Genomic DNA, 18,824 nt, shown 5'->3' on the forward strand with positions numbered 1-18,824 from the left:
TGCCAACTGCCTGATCGACCGCTGATCCATCATGCTCCTCGTTGCCATTATTGTTCTTGCGCGGAGCGTGGCGCCTGGATGCATCACGACCCGGGAGCGGATTCTAGGAGCGGATCACCGGGACAACTGTCAAATATCGTCATGGATTGCGCCGTGCACGCCGGTCACGTGATGGCGATCAATTTCTCAATGAAATTGATGTTGCATTCACATCCATTCCGATCTGTCCGTCGTGCGGGATGACATGCTATCCGCATACCTTTTAACAAGGAGGGAGACGATGCGGGTACTGGTGTGGGGGAAGAGTACGTACCGGAATGCGGTGATGGTGTTTCATGCGCTCGACGCCTTCCGGGCGCGTCGCGGTATCTCAACGGTGGTACATCGCGGATCGGGAAGAATCGGACAGGATGCCGAAGCGTGGGCGAACGTGGCGGAGGTGGACAGTGAGGCGTGGCTGGCTGGACCGGGCACGGGTGGGCGCCGGCAGCGTGACCTGTCGGTCATCGAAACGGGACGCCTCGATGCAGTGCTGGTGTTCGGCGAGACGGGACAGAAGACACCCCTGCTGAAACACGCGCACCGGCAGGAGATCAGTCTGGTGAAGGTGGAGGGCGAACGGCCCGCGATGATGAAACTGGTGCCGTTCGTACCGGTTGAAGCGCCGTCGGCGACAGGAACGTCGGGTGGCGCACGAAAGCTCCGGGCTGATCGTGCGAGGAAAACGGCCCGTTGGCCGGGGCGCGCGAAAACGCAAAGCCTGGCGGGATGACGGGATTCGCGATGAAGTCGAGCGCGAGCGTCGGCGCCGGGATCGCAGGCGCGCCCTGGCACCGCCGCGCCGACGCCAGCCACAGTCCGCTCATCCGTGCACCCCGCAATCAGTGCGCCCCGCGCAGGCGCTGGAGGGGTCCGGCTGGAGCGGATGCCGGTGCAGGCTGTGCCTGCGGCAGCGTGATGCCACCGCCGTGACCACCGGTATCGGACACCGAGTTGTGGTCGCCCTCGACATAGACAAACGTCCAGGCGCCGAGGACAAGCACAATCCCGCCGGCCAGGCGCGCGGCGTATCGCAGGCAGTAGGGCATGATGGAAAAGTCAGTCGTGCTGGTTCGCGGGCGTCGCACCCATGCCCGCGTTGTAGTGCCTGAGGATCTGACCGGCAGTCAGTGCGTAGTCATAGACCGCGAATTCGCCGATGAGGCCGTCGAGTGTGCCAGCCCCGAGTGCCGCAGCACCGATATACAGGCCGGCTTCAATCAGCGGCGGCAGTGCATCGCCGCCGTACTGCGTTCCGGTGAACTGTCCGTCCAGATACGCCGACAGCGTCTGGTTTTCGCCCGTATAAACGGCGGCAAAGTGCGCGAGCGTGAGCGGCAGCGTGCAGTGCACGCCGAGATTGACGAGATTGGCCGTGTAGTAGGTCATCACACCGCGCGGACTTTCCGATGCGCTGATCGTCCAGCCCGTCGTTCCGCCTGGCGCGGTCTGTGAAGACATGAGCGCACAGCCGTAGTTGTCGGGCAGGACGAGGAATGCGAGAACGTTGATCCAGCATTCGAGGCTCCAGTCGGTGCCGGCGCAAAACTGGTTAGCAGCGCTTACGTCAACATAGCCGCTCCCAGGACCCGACATGCTGACATAGCGCGCGGCGGGTAACGCGGGTAACAAGGTGTGTTCTGCGAGCGAGACCGGCGCAACATACGCGCCGTGGCGACGGTTGCCGCCCGAATCGGCCGCCACGGCGCCCGATACTTCGTCGAGCCGCCAGTACGCATACGGGCCATCGGCGAGCACGACCGGCCCATAGGCGTCACCCGATATCCCCAACAGGCGTCTGGCAAGCCGGCTCATTGATTGAGTCCCGCGACAAAGCCCTCATACGTCACACCACCGTCCTGGGTGTACAGAACGAACGTATCGAGTTTCCCCTCGATAGCCGTGAGCGTGGGCGCGGCGCCCTGCGGCCAGCGGGTCGACGAAGGCCACGTCATGGAGGAACTGACGGCGTTCGTTACGATCAGCACAAATTCCGCCAGCACCCCGGCCGGGGGGCGGGTTCGTAATGCTCAGAGCCGCATCGACGCTCGCCGCGGCGAGATTGAAAACGATTTCTGGCGCACCCTGCGCGAGCGGCGTCAGGTCGAGCACTACGTTCGCCGAGCCCGCGAGATTGACAATCGCGGACCCCTGCACGCCCAGCGTGCCATCGTCGGCAATGGTCGTACCGGCCCCCGCGATGATGCCGCCCAGCGTCGTCGGGGTGGCCGGCGGCAATGTATAGCCAGGCGGTATCGGCGGCGTGTCTTTCAGGTCGTTATAGCTGCCGCTCGTGGCGACTTTCGCGAGATCCGGGCGGTTGAGGATCGCACCGGGACCGCTTGCCGCATTCCAGTCGGGGCTCATTGACGCCCACCCCTGCGCGCTGCCGTCCGTCGCGTCGGGGTCGGTGACGTTGTTCTCGACGGTGCTGATCCAGAAGCCGGTGAGCGCCGCGTTGACGAGCACCGCCCCCTGCGGATAACCGCCGACATTCGGGTCGTTCGCGAATGCGGCGTCATACGCGAACGAGCCACCGGCCTGCACCCAGAGCAGTGTCTGCGCAAAGAGGAACAGCACGCCGTTCATATCCTTGCCGAATGGCGGAGTGCCACCCTGCAGCGGGTTCGTCATCGTTGCGGGCGGAAAGCCGTCGTTCAGCGACGCAGCTCCCGGCGTCACGTCAATCTGCGATGCTTCCAGGATAACGTTGCGCAACCCGTTCGTTGCGAACGGCAACGGCACCAGCGTCGGGGGCTGGTCAGCCTGCATTCAGGACCTCGCTGGAAAACACGCCCTGGTTGAACGGCTGGAAATCCTCCTGCGGGTTGGAGAACCCGAATACATCATCTGTTGCGACGACGAGATTGCACAGGACGCCCGTCGGTCGCGGCAGTACGCCCGATTGCGTGAGGAACGCGACTTCGAGGATTGTCAGGTCGAACTCGAAGGTGTACTGCATTGTCATGGCGCCGGTATCGAGTACATAGCAGCGCCCGCGTCCTGATCGTTCGCGAGCGCCCAGTTCACCGCTTCTTTTTCGACGAGCGGCAAGGTATCGGCCTCTTCCTGGCGTAGTGCGGCGTAAAGCCGCCGCTCCTCGTCGGTCGTGAGCGGCGAGTCGTCGAAGAGGCGGCCCAGCTCGCGATAGTTCCCGGCATAGGCCGCTTCCTGCGCGCCGATCGTCGCCTTTTCGGCGCTCACGTCGCCGTCGTTGGTCATCACCGCCATGTTGCGGATCGCGATGGCAATGCCGCTCACGGCGTCGCGCAGATTGGTGGCGCGCATCGTTTCGGCGTTGTGGACGTTGACGATTTCGTCGAGCTTGTCGCGAATCCGGGTCATGCCGCTCATGCCCACCACGGAGAGCGCCACGAGCATCGCGAGCACGATGCCGAAGCCTAGCGCGAGCCGGGTCGTCACGCGGGTTTGCGTTCTGGTGGTCTTCGGTGTCGCGAATGGCCTGCTTGCTGCGCCGGTTCTCATCATTGCCCCGAGGTCGAAGGCGGCACGTCCTGGCGATGCCGCACCTGTGATTGTGCGGGCTATGCTAGAGCAGGCACGACAGTGAAAACTACTGTTTTTTTCAAGTTTTCAGTCATTAAATCGGGTTTCCCAGTTTCCTTTAGTAGTCGAAAGGAACCGATGAGGTCAGCGGCGCGCGAGCATGGCCAGCGCGCGGCGCGTGGCGAGTTCGGTCTCGTAGCCGCGAAGCACGCCGTCGAGGCGGCGAGTGACGGCGGGCGTCGCGACCTCGCCGGAAACCGCTTGCGACTGTGCGGGCGCAGGGTTTGACCCGGCGAGGCAGTAGCCCGGCAGCTTGCGCGAATTCAAACACTCGCGCAGCACTCCCTTGCCGACGAGTTCCGCCAGCGCGTGCGCCACGGCGTCGGCCTCGACACGATGGATGCGCGTGAGATTCGCGCTCGTATAGACGCGTCCTCGACGCATGTTGGCCAGCAGTCGGGTAGATAAAGGAGTCATGGTTCGTCGGTAAGCGGGTGGAACGAAAGGATGCCCGGGCGCATCGGTCGGCCGCCACGCGTAACGCCGGAGCAGCGCGCCGTAGCCGCCGATCACGAAGCCGCCGCACTTGCGCCGGTAGGCTTCGCGGCGCATCCGATAAGCGTGCGTCCGATGAAGCTCTTGCGCGCATACCACAATGCACGCTGCCAGCCCGGCAAATCCTCCCACTGCCGAGGCAGGACATAGTTGGTCTCGGGATCGACGCCCGGCACGGTCAGGTCTTCGTCGCGGTGATGTTCGAGATGACTCTCGCGGTACAGCGTATAGGGATACCAGACGGCCAGCGGCGGCCAGCCCAGCAGTGTGTTCAGCCACGCGTGACGCGTGGGATGGCCGTGCAGCAGTTCGTGCTGCAGCGACATGTGCCATGCGCACAGCAAGACGAGGAGCGGCGTGGCGAGCGCAAGCGGCAGACGGCCCTTCCCTACCAGCGAAAGCACGGCGACCCATCCGCCATAGATCGCGACGATCACGAGCCAGGTCGGCCATTCGGTACGCGCGGTGAAACGCGCCGCTAGCGAGGCGATTTCGCGGACATGATCGACGTCGAAATACTCAGCCATGTTCCTGTTGGTGGATGGACGGACGGGCGCATAAAACGGAGGACCGGGAAAACGCAGGAATACTGCGGATCTACCACGCGCAACCTGGGCCACTCACCATAACCAAAACAGGCCACCCGGCCAAACAATGGATTTGCATTTGCTTATCGTGCTGATCGAACTGATTGCGCCCCCTTCCGACCCGCTTTCCCGCCGTCGTAGAATGGCCGCATGAGCCCATGGATCGCTGCCTTGCCGATGTACAACGTGACGCCGCGACACGCGCAGTCGTGGCGCGCGCTGCTGCGCGATGCGCTCGACGCGTTCGCGCGCACCGGCGGCGATGCGGCGAACGCGACGATCCTCGACGAACCTTTCGGTGACCTGATGGTGCTCTGGCGTCGCGACAACCTGCTGCTCTCGCAGACCTGCGGCTTTCCGTATCGCGTGCTCGGCCTCGCCGATGCGGTCCATCTGATCGCGACCCCCATGTTCGACGCAAAAGGCTGCGAAGGGCCGCGCTATTGCAGCGCCATCGTGGTCGCCGCCACGGCGCGGGCGCGCGGCGCGACGAGCCTCGCCGCCTGCCGTGGGCTGCGCGCCGCCTGCAATGGCGAGGACTCGCAGAGCGGCATGAATGCACTGCGTCACGCCGTGGCGCCGCACGCGCGCGAAGGCCGCTTCTTCGCTTCGGTTGCGTGGACCGGCTCGCACCTCGCTTCGCTGCGGGCAATCGCCAGCGGCCAGGCGGACGTCGCCGCCATCGACTGCGTCACGCTCGCACTGCTGCGCGATGCAAGCCCCGACTTGCTCGCCGAGGTCGAGGTCATCGGCATGACGACATCCGCTCCCGGCCTGCCGTTCATTGCATCGCGCACGCTCGACGAACGGCAGGCCGCTCTGCTGCGCGACGCGCTCGACGCGGCCCACGCGGCCGACCCCGAGCGCGCCCGCCTCCTGCGCTTGCGCGGCTTCGCGCGGCTCGCGCGCAACGACTACGACGACATCGAAGCAATGGCGAAGGCGGCCCTATCGCTCGGTTATCCCAGGTTAAATTAATGGGTCGCTCTAACGCCCCGCTGGCACGCCTGGCCCACGCTATAATCGCGTCCGCCGCAGAGCACCGGCCCCTGGCTGGACTGAATGATCAACGCTCCTGACCGAAGAGCCGAATTCGATGGATTCACACAAGCAGGCCTTTATCGCCGCCTATGAAGCCTGGATGCTCGCAGGAGAAAAGCTGAACCGCGAGGTGCAGCCGTTGCTTTTCGACATGCCGGACGACGGTCGGATCATGGCGTTGATCCGCGAGCACAACGACGCCCACCGCTGCTACATGGCGGCGCTGGCGCGATATCGCGTGCAAGGTGGCGAGGTGCTGAGCTAAGCGTTCGCTTCGTGCCGGCCGGGTCGGGTGGCGGTTCGGCGATCCTTCAAAAAAGTGCTTGACATTCTATCTACCGATAGATAAAGTTCGAGCCATGGAAACGAGCACCGAAGGCAAGTTTCCGGATCACAATCTATCTATTGATAGATAAATAAACCAAAGCCGGGCGAAAGCCCGTTTTTTAGGCCCGCAAATCTATCACTTAGTAGATAGATTTGCGTAACCAACCCAGTCACCGAAGAAGGAGCCTCATCATGTCGATCGAAAACGTTCTCTACCGCGCTCATGCCCGTGCCACCGGCGGTCGCGACGGCCGCGCCGTCGTGCCCGAGAGCAACCTGGACGTCAAGCTGACCACCCCGCGCGAGCTGGGCGGTGCGGGCGGCGCCGGCGCCAATCCCGAGCAGTTGTTTGCTGCCGGCTACAGCGCCTGCTTCATCGGCGCGATGAAGTTCGTCGCTGCGCGCGACAAGATCGCGCTTCCCGCCGACGTGTCGATCGACGGCAGCGTGGGAATCGGCGCGATTCCGAACGGCTTCGGCATCGAAGTCGAGCTGAAGATCGCGCTGCCCGGCATGGCGCGCGACGCCGCGCAGGCCTTGATCGACAAGGCGCATGTCGTCTGCCCGTACTCGAACGCTACGCGCGGCAACATCGATGTGACGCTCACGCTCGCCTGACACTACGGACTACTTATCGAGGAACCGATCATGAAATCGCTCAAGCCCTTCACCCTCGCCGCATTGCTCGCCGTGCACACCGCGTTCGCCACGGCCGCTGCGCCCGCCGCCCCCGCTACCCCCGACAAGGTCACCTCGGCCTTCCTGCACGCGCTGAACAGCGGCACCGGACCCGCAATCAATACGCTGCCGCCCGTCAAGGCGCGCCAGGTGCTGACCGACGCGCAGAACGGCGTCAAGGTCGATCTCTCGGGTATCGACGTCTCGAACCGCACCATCGAGCAGGACGGCATCAGTGTGCCGATCACCATCGTTCGCCCGCAGGGCGCGAGCGGCACGCTGCCCGTGTTCATGTTCTTCCATGGCGGCGGCTGGATACTCGGCGACTTCCCGACCCACGAGCGTCTCGTGCGCGACCTCGTCGTGCAATCGGGTGCTGTCGCCGTGTTCGTGAACTACACGCCCTCGCCCGAGGCGCATTATCCGGTGGCCATCAACCAGGCCTACGCCGCGACGAAATGGGTCGCGCAGCATGGTGGAGAAATTGGCGTGGACGGCAGCCGGCTCGCCGTGGTCGGCAACAGCGTGGGCGGCAACATGGCGGCCGTCGTCAGCCTGATGGCGAAGGACAAGCAAGGGCCGGACATCCGCTTCCAGGGCCTGATGTGGCCCGTCACGGACGCGAACTTCAACGACGGCTCCTACCTCGCCTACCAGAACGGCCACTTCCTCACGCGCGACATGATGAAGTGGTTCTGGGACGCCTATACGAAGGATCCGGCGCAGCGCAGCCAGATTTATGCATCGCCGCTGCGCGCGTCGCAGGAAGAGCTCAAAGGCTTGCCGCCCGCGTTGATCCAGGTCGCCGACTTCGACGTGCTGCGCGACGAGGGCGAAGCCTACGGCAGAAAGCTCGATGCAGCCGGCGACGAGGTCACGACGACGCGCTACAACGGCACGATCCACGACTTCGGCCTGCTCAACGCGCTGGCCGACGACGCACCGACGAAGACCGCAATCAAGCAGCTCGCCGACCAGTTGAAGGCGCGCCTGCAGTAAGTCCCGGCGGACACTACCTGCCGTGCGGTGCAGCGACAAGCATCACACGGCAGGAGTCCGCTTTGCAATCCTTATTTTTTTGCCAGCCCCTGGCAACCGACGGAGCTCCAATCATGAAATCGAGAGCCTTGCCCCCGCTGCTCATCCTCGGCGCCAACCTGTTTGCCGTGGCGCTGGTGGCGGCCACGGCCGCGCTCAGTGCACCGGCCGTCGCAAGCAGCAACGGTCCGGCCGCCTCATACCGCGCGCATCACTGATACTGCTTCAGCTCCGGGTCCGTAACGGGCTGAGCCGGCAGGTTCAGCATGCCGGGCAGCGTGGCGAGCTTGGGCATGCCGCCATAGTCCGCCCAGCGGCCGCCCGAGCCCTGATAGATGATCGTCGGCGTGCCCTGGAACCCGAGGTCCTGGAAGAGTTTGGCGTTGCCGTCGAGCTTCGCCTGGGTCGCGCCGGGAACGGTCGGCAGCGGGGCAATGCCGCCGGACTCGTCCTTCTCGTTGTAGCCGAGTTCGAGCTTCTTGAGCAGTGCGGCGCTGTCCGGCGCCTGCAGCAGCGCGGCGGCCTTGCCCGCCGAGTCGGGCTTGAGAAATGCCAGCGGAATCCAGTGCACCTGAAGTCCCGCCGCCTCGTACGGCCGCAGGGCTTTCCAGACGAGATGGCAATAAATGCAGTTCGGGTCCATGAAGACGTAAATCGTCGACTTGACGTCGTTGCCCTGCGCACCCTCGACGATCGCCGGGGCGCTCTCGAACCCGGTTGCCGCCGTGGCCGGCAGCCATGCCGGTTCGGGGTTATCTCCGCGGCTCGATGCCGAAAACGCAATCAGGCCCGCCGCAAGCAGGGCACCTGCAATCTTGTTCATGCTCCACCTTGAATTCATTCCGTTGTCGCGCGCCTGGCCGGTCCACCCACATGGCAGACTGCGGCGGCAAGCGGATTATCCTACGAGGGTCCGCCGGACGGACAAATGGCGCGAAACTGGCAGGATCGACAGGGGCTGCGGCCAACCCCCGCCCGCACGAAGCGAGCGGGGCGCGTGCCCGCCAACCGTTATTGGGCGAGGTAATCGTGAACCACTTCGCCGAGGCCAAGCGTGAGGTCGGCCATCAGGTGGCGCGCCTCCACGATCTCGAGCACCGGCAGATCGGCGACGGGAGCGAGCGCATGCGGCGCAAGCTGAAGCGAGGCCGGTCCGGTCCAGGCCCCCTTCATCGTGATGTCTTCGAGGTAGTAGCGCACGAGTTCGCAAACGCGCGCGGTGCCATCGACGTGCGGAATGATCTTCAGCAGAAAATTCGCGCCGGCCAGGCGCCTGGCCTGGTCGACGATGTCGAGTTCCTTGTGCTTGTAGCCCATCGTTCCCGTCGCAACGCGCACGGGACCGTAGTCGAGCGTGCCGAGCAGCGTGTCGATATGCGTTTCGAGCGTAGGCGTCGCGAGCTTCTTGGGGAAGCCCCACAGCTCGCGGCCGCCCGCGATAGGCGGGTGATCGTTCAGATACATGGCGAGCGTGTAGCCGCCCTTCTCGCCGTTGAATTCCACCGGGATCACCTGGCCGCTCTCGGTATAGTCGCCGAAGCCGGTCGAGTCCGGCATGCGGATGAACTCGTAATGCACGTAAGGATCGGTCACCTTGAGCGGCTCGGGCACGATCTCGCGCAACCGGTCGATATCGGTGCGATACGTGATGATGAGGAATTCGCGATTGACGAAGCGGTAGGGTCCCATGGGGAACGCCGGGCTCGTCAACGGCATGGCAAACGCTTTCGATCTGACTTCACTGGACTTCATCCGTATTCCCCTTTTGCCTGGGTTGCATGCGACGCGGTTACAAGGATCGCCGTGCCGGCATAACCGGTACGGCGATCTGCGTTGACTTTACCTCATCGATAAAGTTGCATGCCCGCAGCACGGCAATTGACGGATGCCAGGAACGAGGGGCATATCGCCAGCCCGCTCAGGAGAAGCTGTCGACCTCGTCGCGCGTTGGAATGGACGGCTGGGCACCCGCGCGCGTGACCGAAATCGCCGCCGCCCGTTGCGCGAGCCCGATCGCCGCGTCGAGCGGCTGACGCGCCGCCAGTTGCGAAGCAAACACGCCGATGAAGGTATCGCCCGCGGCCGTCGTGTCGACGGCGCGCACTTCCGGCGCGGCGAAGTGCGCGCCCTCGCCGCCCTCGCGCAGCAGATACGCGCCCTGCGCTCCGAGTGTGACGATTACGTTACGCGCGCCGGCGCGCTGCAGTTCCGCCGCCGCGCGCCGCGCCCCGCTTTCGGACTCCACCGGTAAGCCGGCCAGAATCGCGGCCTCCACCTCGTTCGGCACGAGATAGTCGATGAGCGGCATCCACTCGGCCGGCAAGGGTTCGGTCGCCGGCGCCGGGTTCAGCACCGTGGTCTTGCCCAGACGCCGCGCGAGCGCAAGCGTTGCGTACACGGCATCCCACGGCGATTCGAGCTGACACACCACCACGTCGGCCGCGCGCAGCATCGCCTCATGGCGCTGCACCTGCGCGGGCGTGAGCTCGCCATTGCTGCCCGCCACGACGACGATCGTGTTCTGCCCTTCGTCGGAAACCGTGATCAGCGCAACGCCGGTGGGCTGCGTCTGGCTCACCTCGACGCCGGCGCAGTCGATGCCTTCGACCTCCAGGTCGTGCAGCCGCTGGCCGCCGTTCGCGTCGCTGCCGATACACCCCACCATCGAAACCTGCGCGCCGATGCGCGCGGCCGCGACCGCCTGGTTGGCGCCCTTGCCGCCCGCCACTTGCGAAAATTCATGCCCGCCGATGGTCTCGCCGGGGCGCGGCAGATGCGGCGCGCGCGCGACGAGATCGGTGTTGATGCTGCCGACGACTACGACCCGGCCCGCTTTTTCTGCTTTAGACACAATGAGGCTCCTGTCGATCCGGAGTTAGCGCCTTCGCGCCACACGATCCGATTATGCGGCACGACGCCGGCTGCGATAGGTATCCACCACCACCGCGATCACGATCACGGCGCCGGTGATGATGCGCTTGGTCGGCTCGCTCGCACCGATCTGCGCGAGACCCGCGGCCAGCACGGAAATGATCAGCACGCCGAAGAAGGTGCTCGTGACCGAACCGCGTCCACCCATCAGGCTGGTGCCGCCGATCACCACGGCGGCGATCACCTGCAGTTCGAGACCGTCGCCCGCGTTCGGGTCGGCGGCTTCGAGGCGCGAGATCTGGAACAGCGCGGCCAGCCCCGAAAGGAGGCCCATCAGCGCGAACACCGCGATCTTGTACGGACGCGTATCGACACCCGCCAGCCGCACCGCTTCTTCGTTGGTGCCGATGCCCACGAGATAGCGGCCGAACACGGTGCGCGTGAGCACCCACTGCGCGACGAGCATCACGGCGATGGCGATCAGGAAAGCCGGCGAAATGCCGAACGCGATCGGGTTCGAGAGAAAGTCGAGCGAATCGCCGATATAGGCCGTGCGCGAGTTCGTCAACTGGTACGCAAGCCCGCGCGCCGCTTCGAGCACGCCGAGCGAGACGATGAACGACGGAATGCGCCAGCCCACCGTGATCGTGCCCGTCACGCAGCCCGTGAGCGTCGCGCCCGCCATGCCGAACAGCGCGGCCGGAATCGCGGGCCAATGCCACTGCAGGGAAGCGACGCTCGTCACGGCAGCGCCAAGCGCGAGCACCGAGCCGACCGAGAGATCGATGCCCGCGATGATCAGCACGAACGTCATGCCCACCGACATCACGACGAGGTCGGGAATCTGGTTCGCAATCGTGCTGAACGTGTCGTAGGTGAGGAAGTGCGAGCTCAGCAGCGAGAACAGGATGATCATGCCCACCAGCGCGCCGATCAGGCCGAGGTAGTTCGAAAAACCGCTGCGCTCGCGCGCCGGCTTCGTTTTGCCGGGGGGCTCCGGCTGCGCGGTCGGCAGGCTCGTTTGCGTTGTCATGCTCAATGCTCCGTCAGGTTCTCGTCGGACGCCGCCGCGTTGGCCGCGCCCGCTTGCGTCGGGGATTCGTTGCTCGCGTAGCCCGCGAAAGCCGCGGCGAGCAGCGAGTCCTGGGTCCAGCCGCCGCGCTCGAAGATGCCGGTCAATCGTCCCGCCGACATCACGCCGATGCGGTCGCAGATCGCCATCAGCTCCCGCAGGTCGCTCGACACGACCACGAGCGCGCGGCCCTCGCGCGCAAGCGCGCCCAGCAGCGTATAGATGTCGAAACGCGCGCCGACGTCGATGCCGCGCGTGGGCTCGTCGAACAGCAGCACCGTGCAGTCGCGCGCGAGCCAGCGGCCGATCACGACCTTCTGCTGGTTGCCGCCCGACAGTTCCGCCACGGTTTGCGCGGGGCCCGACGTGCGGATGCGCATGGCGTCGATCATCTTTTGCGCGAGCGCCGCCTCGCGGCCGCTGTCGATCACACCGCGCTTCGCCACGGCGCCCACGTTGCCGAGCGACACGTTGGCCGCAATCGACTGCGGCAGCAGCAGCCCTTCGCCCTTGCGGTCCTCGGTGATCAACGCGATGCCGTGCTTCACCGCATCGACCGGCGAATTCAGCGTGACCGGCGCGAGCGGCGCACCGCCGTGCGCGATCGACACGGTGCCTGCGTCCGCGCGGTCCGCGCCGAAGATAAGACGCAGGAGTTCGGTACGACCGGCGCCGATCAGGCCGCTGATGCCGAAAATCTCGCCGGCCCGCACCTCGAACGACACGTCGCGCACCGCGTGGCCGCGCGTCATGTGCTCGACCTTGAGCGCGGCGCCGCCGAGGCGCCGCTCGCCCAGGTCGATCTCTTCGCCCACGTCGCGCCCCACCATCAGCGTGACGAGACGCTCGCTCGTAAGATCGCGCATCGCGCCCACATGCACGAGCCGCCCGTCGCGCAGCACCGCCGCACGCTCCGCAATGCGCTGCAGTTCTTCGAGACGGTGCGAGATATAGACCATCGCCACGCCGCGCGCCTTCAACTGCGCGATCTGCGCGAACAGCAGGTCGACCTCGCGCGCGGTCAGCATGGCCGTGGGCTCGTCGAGGATCAGCACGCGGCAGTCGCCGATCAGGTTGCGCGCGATCTCGACCATCTGCTGATGGCCAATGCCGAGCTCGCCGACGAGCGTGTCCGGATGGATCGCATCGAGCCCGACCTGCGCCATCGCGCGGCGCGCGTCCTCGCGCAGCTTCACGCGGTCGATGCGGCCGCCGAGGGAGCCCAGCAGGCCGCGGCGCGGCAGGCGGTTCAGAAACAGGTTTTCGGCAATCGTCAGCGTGGGCAGCAGGTTCAGCTCCTGCATCACCATGCGCACGCCGAGCGCCTCCGCTTCGCTGCGGCTGGCCGGCGCGTAGGCCTCACCGCCCAGCGTCATGGCGCCTTCGGTGGGCGTCACGAGGCCGCCGACGATCTTCGAAAGCGTGCTCTTGCCGGCGCCGTTCTCGCCGGTCAGCGCGAGCACTTCGCCCGCATGGAGTTGCAGCGATACGCCGGCCAGCACCGGCGCGGCATAGGTCTTGCCGACACCCTGCACGTTCAGCACGGGCACGGCATCCTGGGAAGGCTGGAGAGGAAGGGACATCGCGTAACCGCCGCGCAAGCATCGCGCTCAGACAGGGTCCGGACGGCGGCCACGGCGTGGCGGCGCGGCCCGGACCCAGGGGGATCTTACTTCGTCACGAGATCGACCGGCGTTTCCACCACGCCGGCGAGCTCCGACTGCTTCTTGTGATCGGCCAGCGCCTTGAGCGCCGTATCGATGCCGAACACGGCCTGCTTCGCCGCGTACTGGTCGGCCGTGGCGAGCACGCGGCCGTCCTTGAGCATGGGCTTGATGGCGTCGATGTCGTCATAGCCCACCACGTACACCTTGCCCTGCTTGCCTGCCGCGCGCACCGCCGACACGGCGCCGATCGCCATGTTGTCGTTGCCGCACAGGAGCGCCTTGATGTTCGGATACTCGTTGAGCATGGCGGACGCCACCGCATTGCCCTTGTCGATTTCCCACTCGCCCGACTGCACCGAGTCGATCTTCGCGCCTACCTTCTGCATGGCCGCCTTGAAGCCGGCCGTGCGCTGCTGCGCGTTGGTGGTGGTCGACACGCCTTCGACGATGCCCACTTCGTCGCCGGCCTTGAGCTTCTGCGCCAGGTAGTCGCCCACCTTCTCGGCGCCCTTGGCGTTGTCCGGGCCCACGAACGGCACGTTCAGGTCCTTCGACTTGAGCACGTCGGGATCGAGCCGGTTGTCGATGTTCACGACGATGATGCCGGCGTCCACCGCCTTCTTCACCACCGGCACGAGCGCCTTCGAATCCGCCGGCGCCAGCACGATCGCGTCCACCTTCGAGACGATCATCTGCTCGACGATCTGGATCTGCGCGGCCGTATCGGTCTCGTTCTTGATGCCGTTCGTCACGAGGTCGAACTTGCCGCTGTTGTGCGCCTGGTAGTCCTTCGCGCCGGTTTCCATCGTCAGGAAGAACTCGTTGGCGAGCGACTTCATGACGAGCGCGACTTTGGGCTTGTGGGGCGTCTGTGCGAGAGCCGGGGCCGCCGGCAGGACCGCGCAGGCGACGAGCGTTGCGGTGGCCACGATGGCGCGGCGGCGTGAGGCTTTGAAGGGTTGAGTCATGGTTGTCTCCGTGTCGCCCGTACGTCTCTACCCGAGGGTAGCCGACGAGTCGTCTGGCGGTTTTCGGTTTGTTGGCATCTGTTTCCGTTCACGGGCTTATCGCCTGCTGCCGGTGCGCCAACCCGCTCGAAAGCACGTGCGGCGGCAACGGCAAGAGGGCGCCCCGGACTGAATCCTATCGCCGCGGATCGGGTTATGCTATGCCAAATTTCAAAACTTGCCGTTACAAAAATGGAACACATCGACTGGGACGATCTGCGGCTGCTGGTGGCAATCGCCCGCGAAGGCACGATGCGCGCCGCCGCCCAGGCCTGCGACCTGAGCGCGCCCACCCTCTCGCGCCGCCTCACCGAACTCGAGCGGCGCCTGGGGGAACCCCTGATCGACCGCGTGCCCTCAGGGTGTACCCCTACGGCCTTCGGCGCGAAGGTGCTGGCCGCGGCCGAGCAGATGGAAGACCTCGCGAACCAGATTGCGCGCGCGGGCGACGTGACGGGCCACGCCGGGCCGCGCGGGACGGTGCGCATCAACGCGTCCGAATGGCCGTCGTACATGCTGCTCAAGCTGCTGGGCTCATTCCAGGACCGCCTGCCCGGCCTCGCGATCGAGGTGCTGACCTCGCGCCGTCGCTACAGCCTCGCGCGGCGCGAAGCGGACATCGCGCTGTGGACGGAATGCCCCGACGAAGGCGACCTCTACGTGCGGCGCATCGGCCGGATCCGTTTCGGGCTCTATGCGTCGCGCGACTACTACCTGCGGCACAAGCAGGCGATCGCGCGGCGGGAATGGGACAAGCTCTCGTTCGTCGGGCCCGACGACCGCCAGTCCGACCACCCGGTCGCGCAATGGCTGGGCAGCCTGCCGGGGGCGAGCGCGCCGTCGCTGCGCACGAGCTACGGGATGGGCGTGCTGGACGGCGTGCTGGGCGGCTCCGGGCTCGGCGTGCTCGCGCAACTCGCGGGCAGCACGACGAACGATCTCGTCTGCGTGGAGAAGCACATCCGGACGCTCGACCAGGACGTGTGGCTCGTGCAGCACCCGGCGCTGCGCGACAGCGACCGGATGCGCACGGTGGCGAACCTGCTCGCGGAGATTTTCCGCTAGCGGCGGGAAACGCACCGCCGGGCCGTGGCGCCCAGGCTCAGGTAAAGAGCTTTGTGAGAGCCGGCACGCTCAGCACGGCCGTGTAATAGCCCATGAACTGCACGCCCGTATTGAGCCCGAAGGCCCGCGACAGCAGGCCGCCCACGAGCCCGACCGTCACCACGACGAGCAGCCCGGCCAGTTGACCCTCCCAGAAGCCGATCACGACGATCAGACCGACGAAGGTCGCGATGATGGCCTCGTGGCTCAGGCGCCGCGCGACGAACGAAGCGGCCCGATGCGCGAAGTTCATCGAGAGCGGATAGGCGATCACCGCCGCCAGCACGATCGCCAGCAGGCCATAGCCGAGGAACGCGCCCGGCGTGAGCAGCGTGTGGAGGTTGTGGATCTGCCCGTCCGCGCCGCTCACGGTGAAGCGCGGCGGCGCATTGAACAGCGGCGCCGCCGGGCCCGCCGCCACCGGGCTCAGCGGCAGACCGAAGGCAATGAGCGGAATCAGCGCTTCGGCGATATAGGTGGCTTCGGTCACGCCATTGCGCACCGCGATGACCGTCGTGAGCCGGTGGTAGGCCTGGTGAATGCGCGAGGCCACCGCTTCGCCCAGCACGACCGTCATGGCGACGGGACTGAAGACGAAGGTCGCGCTCGAAACCGCGGCGGCGCCTACGGTCAAGCGAGCCTGGCGCGGGTCGAGCACCTTCAGCGGATTCGGGAAGTACCCGCTCCAGCCTTTGATGTCCGGCGCGAGCGAGAACGTGCGCGGCCCGTCGCGCCGCATCGCCGGGCGGCTCATGGGCGAGAGCAGTGCGAACAGGTCGGCGACGAGCGGCCCCACCGCGATGCCGAGGAAGTAGCTCACGCCAAGCTTCACGTGATAGTGCGCCGTGACGGCCTGCAGCCCCATGATGACGAACACGAACGGCACGAGCGCCGCCACCGCGGCCCAGCGCCCCGCCGAGAGATATGCGATAGCGACGGCGGCGATCAGGAACACCCACGGCACGATGGGCGTGATCTTCGCGCCGAACGGCGCGAGCAGCCACGCGAACGCGACGGCGAGCGGCACGGCGACGAAGGCCGCGACGATCGCGCCCGAGACCATCTTGCGCAGCGCGATATGCGGCACGCCGAGATTGCGCAAGGCGATGGCCTCGTCCATCAGCGGCACGGCCATCGTGTCGCCGGGAATGCCGAGCAGCGCGGTCGGAATGGCATGGGTCATGTGCTTCGACACGGCGCCCGCCATGAAGAACGTGAAAACGCCGGCGGGCGGCACGCCCAGCAGCGCGACGAGCAGCGTGAGCGGCGCGATCGTGGTGGTCTCGTCCGTGCCGGAAACGAGGCCGATCGCCGCGAACACGATGGCGCCGGTCACGCCCATCGCCACGGCGACCCAGATGTCCTGAATGAGCGGCGTCATCGTGCCACCTCGCCGGCGCGATTGGGTGCGGCTTCACGGGAAACCTGCGGGGACGCCTGCGGCCAGGCCGCCGCGCGGCGCGCCTCGACGCCGGCAAAGAGATCGTAGAGGCCCACTTCCTTCATCTCGGCCACCACGTAGGACGGCAAGGTCTCGATGGCGCCCTGCGGGCCCGATTCGGCGACGAGCCTCTCGATCAGCTCCGCGCGCCGGCCTTCGTCCGAGACCTGCTCGACCACGATGCGCTTCGGCTTGAAGAGCTTCGCGCAGACCGCTCCGGCCACGAGGCAGCCGCCGAGACCCGCGAGCATCGCATACGCCCGCGCCATCGCCGCCTCGGCGACCACCGGCTGCAGCAGCCGCAGCGCCAGCTCGAAGGCCCCGAAGCTGATGACGATGCCCAGCACCACCGACCAGCCGAGCTGCGCCGCATCGACCGTATCGCCCCATACCTCCACATAGCGCGGGCGCGCGCCCGCGGCGGCCTCGTGGCCGCGATCCCTTGCTGCTGTCATGTCTCCTCCATCGAGGGCGTTATTGTCTTCCCGGCGCGGGCCGGGGGTACTTCCTGTGCTGCCTGTCTTTCCTTTTTACGCGTCGCGCTGCTCCGCGAGCAGCCGTGCCGCAAAGTCGACGCGCACGTCTTTCGCCTCGACCATCCGGCGCACGATCCAGTCGACATCGGCACCCGTGGCGCCCACGGCAAGCGCGATATTGCGCGCATGCAGCGCCATGTGGCCGCGCTGGATGCCCTCGGTCGCCAGTGCGCGCAAGGCGCCGAGATTCTGTGCGAGCCCGACCGCGACGGCGATTTCGGCGAGGTCCTGGGCCGACTTCACGTCCATGATCTTCAACGCCAGCCGCGCGAGCGGATGCGTCTTCGTCGCGCCGCCGACGAGCCCCACGGGCATTGGCATCTCGATGGTGCCGACGAGGTCGCCGTTGGCCGCCGTCTCCCACGTGGTCAGCGACGTATAGCGGCCGCCGCGGCTCGCATAGGCATGAGCGCCCGCTTCCACGGCGCGCCAGTCGTTGCCGGTCGCCACGATGATCGGATCGATGCCGTTCATGATGCCCTTGTTATGGGTCGCGGCCCGGTACGGATCGATCGCCGCGAGGAGGTACGCGTCCATCACCCCGGCAATCACCTCTGCGCCGGAGTACTCGGCCGTGGCCAGGGTCGCGGGCGCGTAGCGCACCTGCGCGCGGGCGAGGCGCAGATCGGCGAGATTCGACAGGATGCGCAGGCGAACCTTGCCGCGCGTGATCTGTTCGATGCGTCCCGCGAGGGATTCGGCCATCGTGTTGACGGTGTTCGCGCCCATCGCGTCGCGCACGTCGACGATCAGATGCGCGATCACCATCGCGCCGCGCGGCGTGTCCGGAAACACATGCACCTCGATGTCCCGGCAGCCGCCGCCCAGATCGATCAGCACCTTGTCGCGGCTGTTCGCGAGCTCGATCAGCTCCTGCCGGTGGGCGAGAATGGACAGGCGCACGCCGTAGGGGTCGCTCACGTCGACGATCTGGATCTGCGCGCGCATCAACGGCCCGGTGCTCGACGTGCGGAAGCCGCCGCTCACGCGGGCGAGCTTCGCCATGAACGATGCGGCCGCAACGATCGACGGCTCTTCCACGGCCATCGGCACCAGCACGTCGCGGCCGTTGACCTGGAAATAGCCCGCCACGGCAAGCGGCAGTTCGAACGTGCCGATCACGTTCTCGATCATGCCGTCCGCCGTCTCGGACGGCAGCGCACCGGGGCGGGACAAAAGCAACCGGTCCGCTTCGGACAAGCCGGAGATGCCGGCAATGTGCTGCAGTCGCTGCGCGGGGGTGAGCTTGCGGAAATTGGGTAGCTTCGAATCGATGCCCATCGGGATCCTCTGACTGGATTGGCCGTCACCCTCGCGGCAGCGCTGCCAAAGGCCGCTTGCGGATGACATTGGA

21 protein-coding genes and 1 pseudogene are annotated in these 18,824 nt (G+C 66.3%); 7 read left to right on the forward strand and 15 right to left on the reverse strand.

Annotated features, from left to right (window positions below):
• Positions 1-280 precede the first annotated feature (280 nt).
• Complete coding sequence (locus tag V8683_RS12090) at positions 281-772, forward strand: hypothetical protein (RefSeq protein WP_411191228.1); 492 nt, start codon at positions 281-283, stop codon at positions 770-772.
• 326 nt (positions 773-1,098) lie between these two features.
• Here the strand turns inward: V8683_RS12090 and V8683_RS12095 are convergent, their stop codons facing one another.
• From V8683_RS12095 to V8683_RS12120, 6 genes and pseudogenes are all read right to left on the reverse strand, one after another.
• Entirely contained in the window at positions 1,099-1,854 is a 756-nt protein-coding gene (locus V8683_RS12095; RefSeq protein ID WP_411191229.1) for a LamG domain-containing protein, read from the reverse strand.
• A gap of 24 nt (positions 1,855-1,878) precedes the next feature.
• Positions 1,879-2,811, reverse strand: a complete 933-nt coding sequence (locus tag V8683_RS12100) for a hypothetical protein (RefSeq protein ID WP_462880635.1) — start codon at positions 2,809-2,811, stop codon at positions 1,879-1,881.
• The gene (locus V8683_RS12105) at positions 2,801-3,007 is read right to left on the reverse strand and encodes a hypothetical protein (RefSeq protein ID WP_411191231.1); all 207 of its coding nucleotides are present in this window, start codon (positions 3,005-3,007) and stop codon (positions 2,801-2,803) included. The genes V8683_RS12100 and V8683_RS12105 overlap by 11 nt, the downstream gene beginning before the upstream one ends.
• Positions 3,004-3,462, reverse strand: coding sequence for an MCP four helix bundle domain-containing protein (locus V8683_RS12110; protein WP_411191232.1), 459 nt, complete (start codon positions 3,460-3,462; stop codon positions 3,004-3,006). The genes V8683_RS12105 and V8683_RS12110 overlap by 4 nt, the downstream gene beginning before the upstream one ends.
• A 228-nt stretch (positions 3,463-3,690) precedes the next feature.
• A complete protein-coding gene (locus V8683_RS12115) occupies positions 3,691-4,158 on the reverse strand; it encodes a hypothetical protein (protein ID WP_411192556.1) in 468 nt (155 codons plus the stop codon).
• A pseudogene (locus V8683_RS12120) lies at positions 4,125-4,628 on the reverse strand (fatty acid desaturase); the annotation flags it as partial. The gene V8683_RS12115 and the pseudogene V8683_RS12120, both read right to left, overlap by 34 nt.
• 210 nt (positions 4,629-4,838) lie before the next feature.
• Between V8683_RS12120 and V8683_RS12125 the strand changes: the two are divergent.
• From V8683_RS12125 to V8683_RS12145, 5 genes are all read left to right on the forward strand, one after another.
• On the forward strand, positions 4,839-5,666 hold the full coding sequence (locus V8683_RS12125; RefSeq protein WP_411191234.1) for a phosphate/phosphite/phosphonate ABC transporter substrate-binding protein: 828 nt from the start codon (positions 4,839-4,841) through the stop codon (positions 5,664-5,666).
• Between the two features lie 118 nt (positions 5,667-5,784).
• Complete coding sequence (locus V8683_RS12130; protein ID WP_411191235.1) at positions 5,785-5,994, forward strand: hypothetical protein; 210 nt, start codon at positions 5,785-5,787, stop codon at positions 5,992-5,994.
• A 254-nt stretch (positions 5,995-6,248) separates the two neighbouring features.
• Entirely contained in the window at positions 6,249-6,674 is a 426-nt protein-coding gene (locus V8683_RS12135) for an organic hydroperoxide resistance protein (protein ID WP_411191236.1), read from the forward strand.
• Positions 6,675-6,704: 30 nt separating this feature from the next.
• Entirely contained in the window at positions 6,705-7,733 is a 1,029-nt protein-coding gene (locus tag V8683_RS12140; RefSeq protein WP_411191237.1) for an alpha/beta hydrolase, read from the forward strand.
• Positions 7,734-7,846: 113 nt separating this feature from the next.
• Positions 7,847-7,990, forward strand: coding sequence for a hypothetical protein (locus V8683_RS12145; protein WP_411191238.1), 144 nt, complete (start codon positions 7,847-7,849; stop codon positions 7,988-7,990).
• Here the strand turns inward: V8683_RS12145 and V8683_RS12150 are convergent.
• The 6 genes from V8683_RS12150 to V8683_RS12175 form a co-directional block, all read right to left on the reverse strand.
• Entirely contained in the window at positions 7,984-8,595 is a 612-nt protein-coding gene (locus V8683_RS12150; protein WP_411191239.1) for a thioredoxin fold domain-containing protein, read from the reverse strand. The two genes, V8683_RS12145 and V8683_RS12150, sit on opposite strands and share 7 nt — an antisense overlap.
• 188 nt (positions 8,596-8,783) lie before the next feature.
• The gene (locus tag V8683_RS12155; protein ID WP_411191240.1) at positions 8,784-9,524 is read right to left on the reverse strand and encodes an acetoacetate decarboxylase; all 741 of its coding nucleotides are present in this window, start codon (positions 9,522-9,524) and stop codon (positions 8,784-8,786) included.
• 166 nt (positions 9,525-9,690) lie between these two features.
• Entirely contained in the window at positions 9,691-10,623 is a 933-nt protein-coding gene (gene rbsK, locus V8683_RS12160; RefSeq protein WP_411191241.1) for a ribokinase, read from the reverse strand.
• A 51-nt stretch (positions 10,624-10,674) separates the two neighbouring features.
• The gene (locus V8683_RS12165) at positions 10,675-11,676 is read right to left on the reverse strand and encodes an ABC transporter permease (RefSeq protein WP_411191242.1); all 1,002 of its coding nucleotides are present in this window, start codon (positions 11,674-11,676) and stop codon (positions 10,675-10,677) included.
• Between the two features lie 2 nt (positions 11,677-11,678).
• Positions 11,679-13,298 (reverse strand): sugar ABC transporter ATP-binding protein, encoded by a 1,620-nt coding sequence (locus V8683_RS12170; protein WP_411191243.1) that lies wholly within the window; start codon positions 13,296-13,298, stop codon positions 11,679-11,681.
• Between the two features lie 86 nt (positions 13,299-13,384).
• Positions 13,385-14,350 (reverse strand): sugar ABC transporter substrate-binding protein, encoded by a 966-nt coding sequence (locus V8683_RS12175; RefSeq protein ID WP_411191244.1) that lies wholly within the window; start codon positions 14,348-14,350, stop codon positions 13,385-13,387.
• 231 nt (positions 14,351-14,581) lie between these two features.
• Here V8683_RS12175 and V8683_RS12180 point away from each other — a divergent pair, with 231 nt between their 5' ends.
• Positions 14,582-15,454, forward strand: coding sequence for a LysR family transcriptional regulator (locus tag V8683_RS12180; protein ID WP_411191245.1), 873 nt, complete (start codon positions 14,582-14,584; stop codon positions 15,452-15,454).
• A gap of 37 nt (positions 15,455-15,491) precedes the next feature.
• On the opposite strand, the gene V8683_RS12185 is transcribed toward V8683_RS12180, so the two are convergent.
• The 3 genes from V8683_RS12185 to V8683_RS12195 all read right to left on the reverse strand — a co-directional run bounded on the left by V8683_RS12185 (position 15,492) and on the right by V8683_RS12195 (position 18,751).
• Entirely contained in the window at positions 15,492-16,874 is a 1,383-nt protein-coding gene (locus V8683_RS12185; RefSeq protein ID WP_411191246.1) for a tripartite tricarboxylate transporter permease, read from the reverse strand.
• Positions 16,871-17,389 carry a hypothetical protein gene (locus V8683_RS12190; RefSeq protein WP_411191247.1) on the reverse strand — a complete coding sequence of 173 codons (519 nt, stop codon included), beginning with the start codon at positions 17,387-17,389 and terminating at the stop codon, positions 16,871-16,873. The genes V8683_RS12185 and V8683_RS12190 overlap by 4 nt, the downstream gene beginning before the upstream one ends.
• Before the next feature lie 75 nt (positions 17,390-17,464).
• On the reverse strand, positions 17,465-18,751 hold the full coding sequence (locus tag V8683_RS12195; protein ID WP_411191248.1) for a hydroxymethylglutaryl-CoA reductase, degradative: 1,287 nt from the start codon (positions 18,749-18,751) through the stop codon (positions 17,465-17,467).
• Positions 18,752-18,824: the final 73 nt, after the last annotated feature.

The organism is Paraburkholderia sp. AV2 (genome assembly GCF_054968425.1).

Coding starts and splice junctions, on each gene's coding strand:
- V8683_RS12090 (WP_411191228.1), top strand. CDS start 281: ATGCGGGTACTGGTGTGGGGGAAGAGTACGTACCGGAATGCGGTGATG.
- V8683_RS12095 (WP_411191229.1), bottom strand. CDS start 1,854: ATGAGCCGGCTTGCCAGACGCCTGTTGGGGATATCGGGTGACGCCTAT.
- V8683_RS12100 (WP_462880635.1), bottom strand. CDS start 2,811: ATGCAGGCTGACCAGCCCCCGACGCTGGTGCCGTTGCCGTTCGCAACG.
- V8683_RS12105 (WP_411191231.1), bottom strand. CDS start 3,007: ATGACAATGCAGTACACCTTCGAGTTCGACCTGACAATCCTCGAAGTC.
- V8683_RS12115 (WP_411192556.1), bottom strand. CDS start 4,158: ATGCGCCGCGAAGCCTACCGGCGCAAGTGCGGCGGCTTCGTGATCGGC.
- V8683_RS12125 (WP_411191234.1), top strand. CDS start 4,839: ATGAGCCCATGGATCGCTGCCTTGCCGATGTACAACGTGACGCCGCGA.
- V8683_RS12130 (WP_411191235.1), top strand. CDS start 5,785: ATGGATTCACACAAGCAGGCCTTTATCGCCGCCTATGAAGCCTGGATG.
- V8683_RS12135 (WP_411191236.1), top strand. CDS start 6,249: ATGTCGATCGAAAACGTTCTCTACCGCGCTCATGCCCGTGCCACCGGC.
- V8683_RS12140 (WP_411191237.1), top strand. CDS start 6,705: ATGAAATCGCTCAAGCCCTTCACCCTCGCCGCATTGCTCGCCGTGCAC.
- V8683_RS12145 (WP_411191238.1), top strand. CDS start 7,847: ATGAAATCGAGAGCCTTGCCCCCGCTGCTCATCCTCGGCGCCAACCTG.
- V8683_RS12150 (WP_411191239.1), bottom strand. CDS start 8,595: ATGAACAAGATTGCAGGTGCCCTGCTTGCGGCGGGCCTGATTGCGTTT.
- V8683_RS12155 (WP_411191240.1), bottom strand. CDS start 9,524: ATGAAGTCCAGTGAAGTCAGATCGAAAGCGTTTGCCATGCCGTTGACG.
- V8683_RS12165 (WP_411191242.1), bottom strand. CDS start 11,676: ATGACAACGCAAACGAGCCTGCCGACCGCGCAGCCGGAGCCCCCCGGC.
- V8683_RS12170 (WP_411191243.1), bottom strand. CDS start 13,298: ATGTCCCTTCCTCTCCAGCCTTCCCAGGATGCCGTGCCCGTGCTGAAC.
- V8683_RS12175 (WP_411191244.1), bottom strand. CDS start 14,350: ATGACTCAACCCTTCAAAGCCTCACGCCGCCGCGCCATCGTGGCCACC.
- V8683_RS12180 (WP_411191245.1), top strand. CDS start 14,582: ATGGAACACATCGACTGGGACGATCTGCGGCTGCTGGTGGCAATCGCC.
- V8683_RS12185 (WP_411191246.1), bottom strand. CDS start 16,874: ATGACGCCGCTCATTCAGGACATCTGGGTCGCCGTGGCGATGGGCGTG.
- V8683_RS12190 (WP_411191247.1), bottom strand. CDS start 17,389: ATGACAGCAGCAAGGGATCGCGGCCACGAGGCCGCCGCGGGCGCGCGC.
- V8683_RS12195 (WP_411191248.1), bottom strand. CDS start 18,751: ATGGGCATCGATTCGAAGCTACCCAATTTCCGCAAGCTCACCCCCGCG.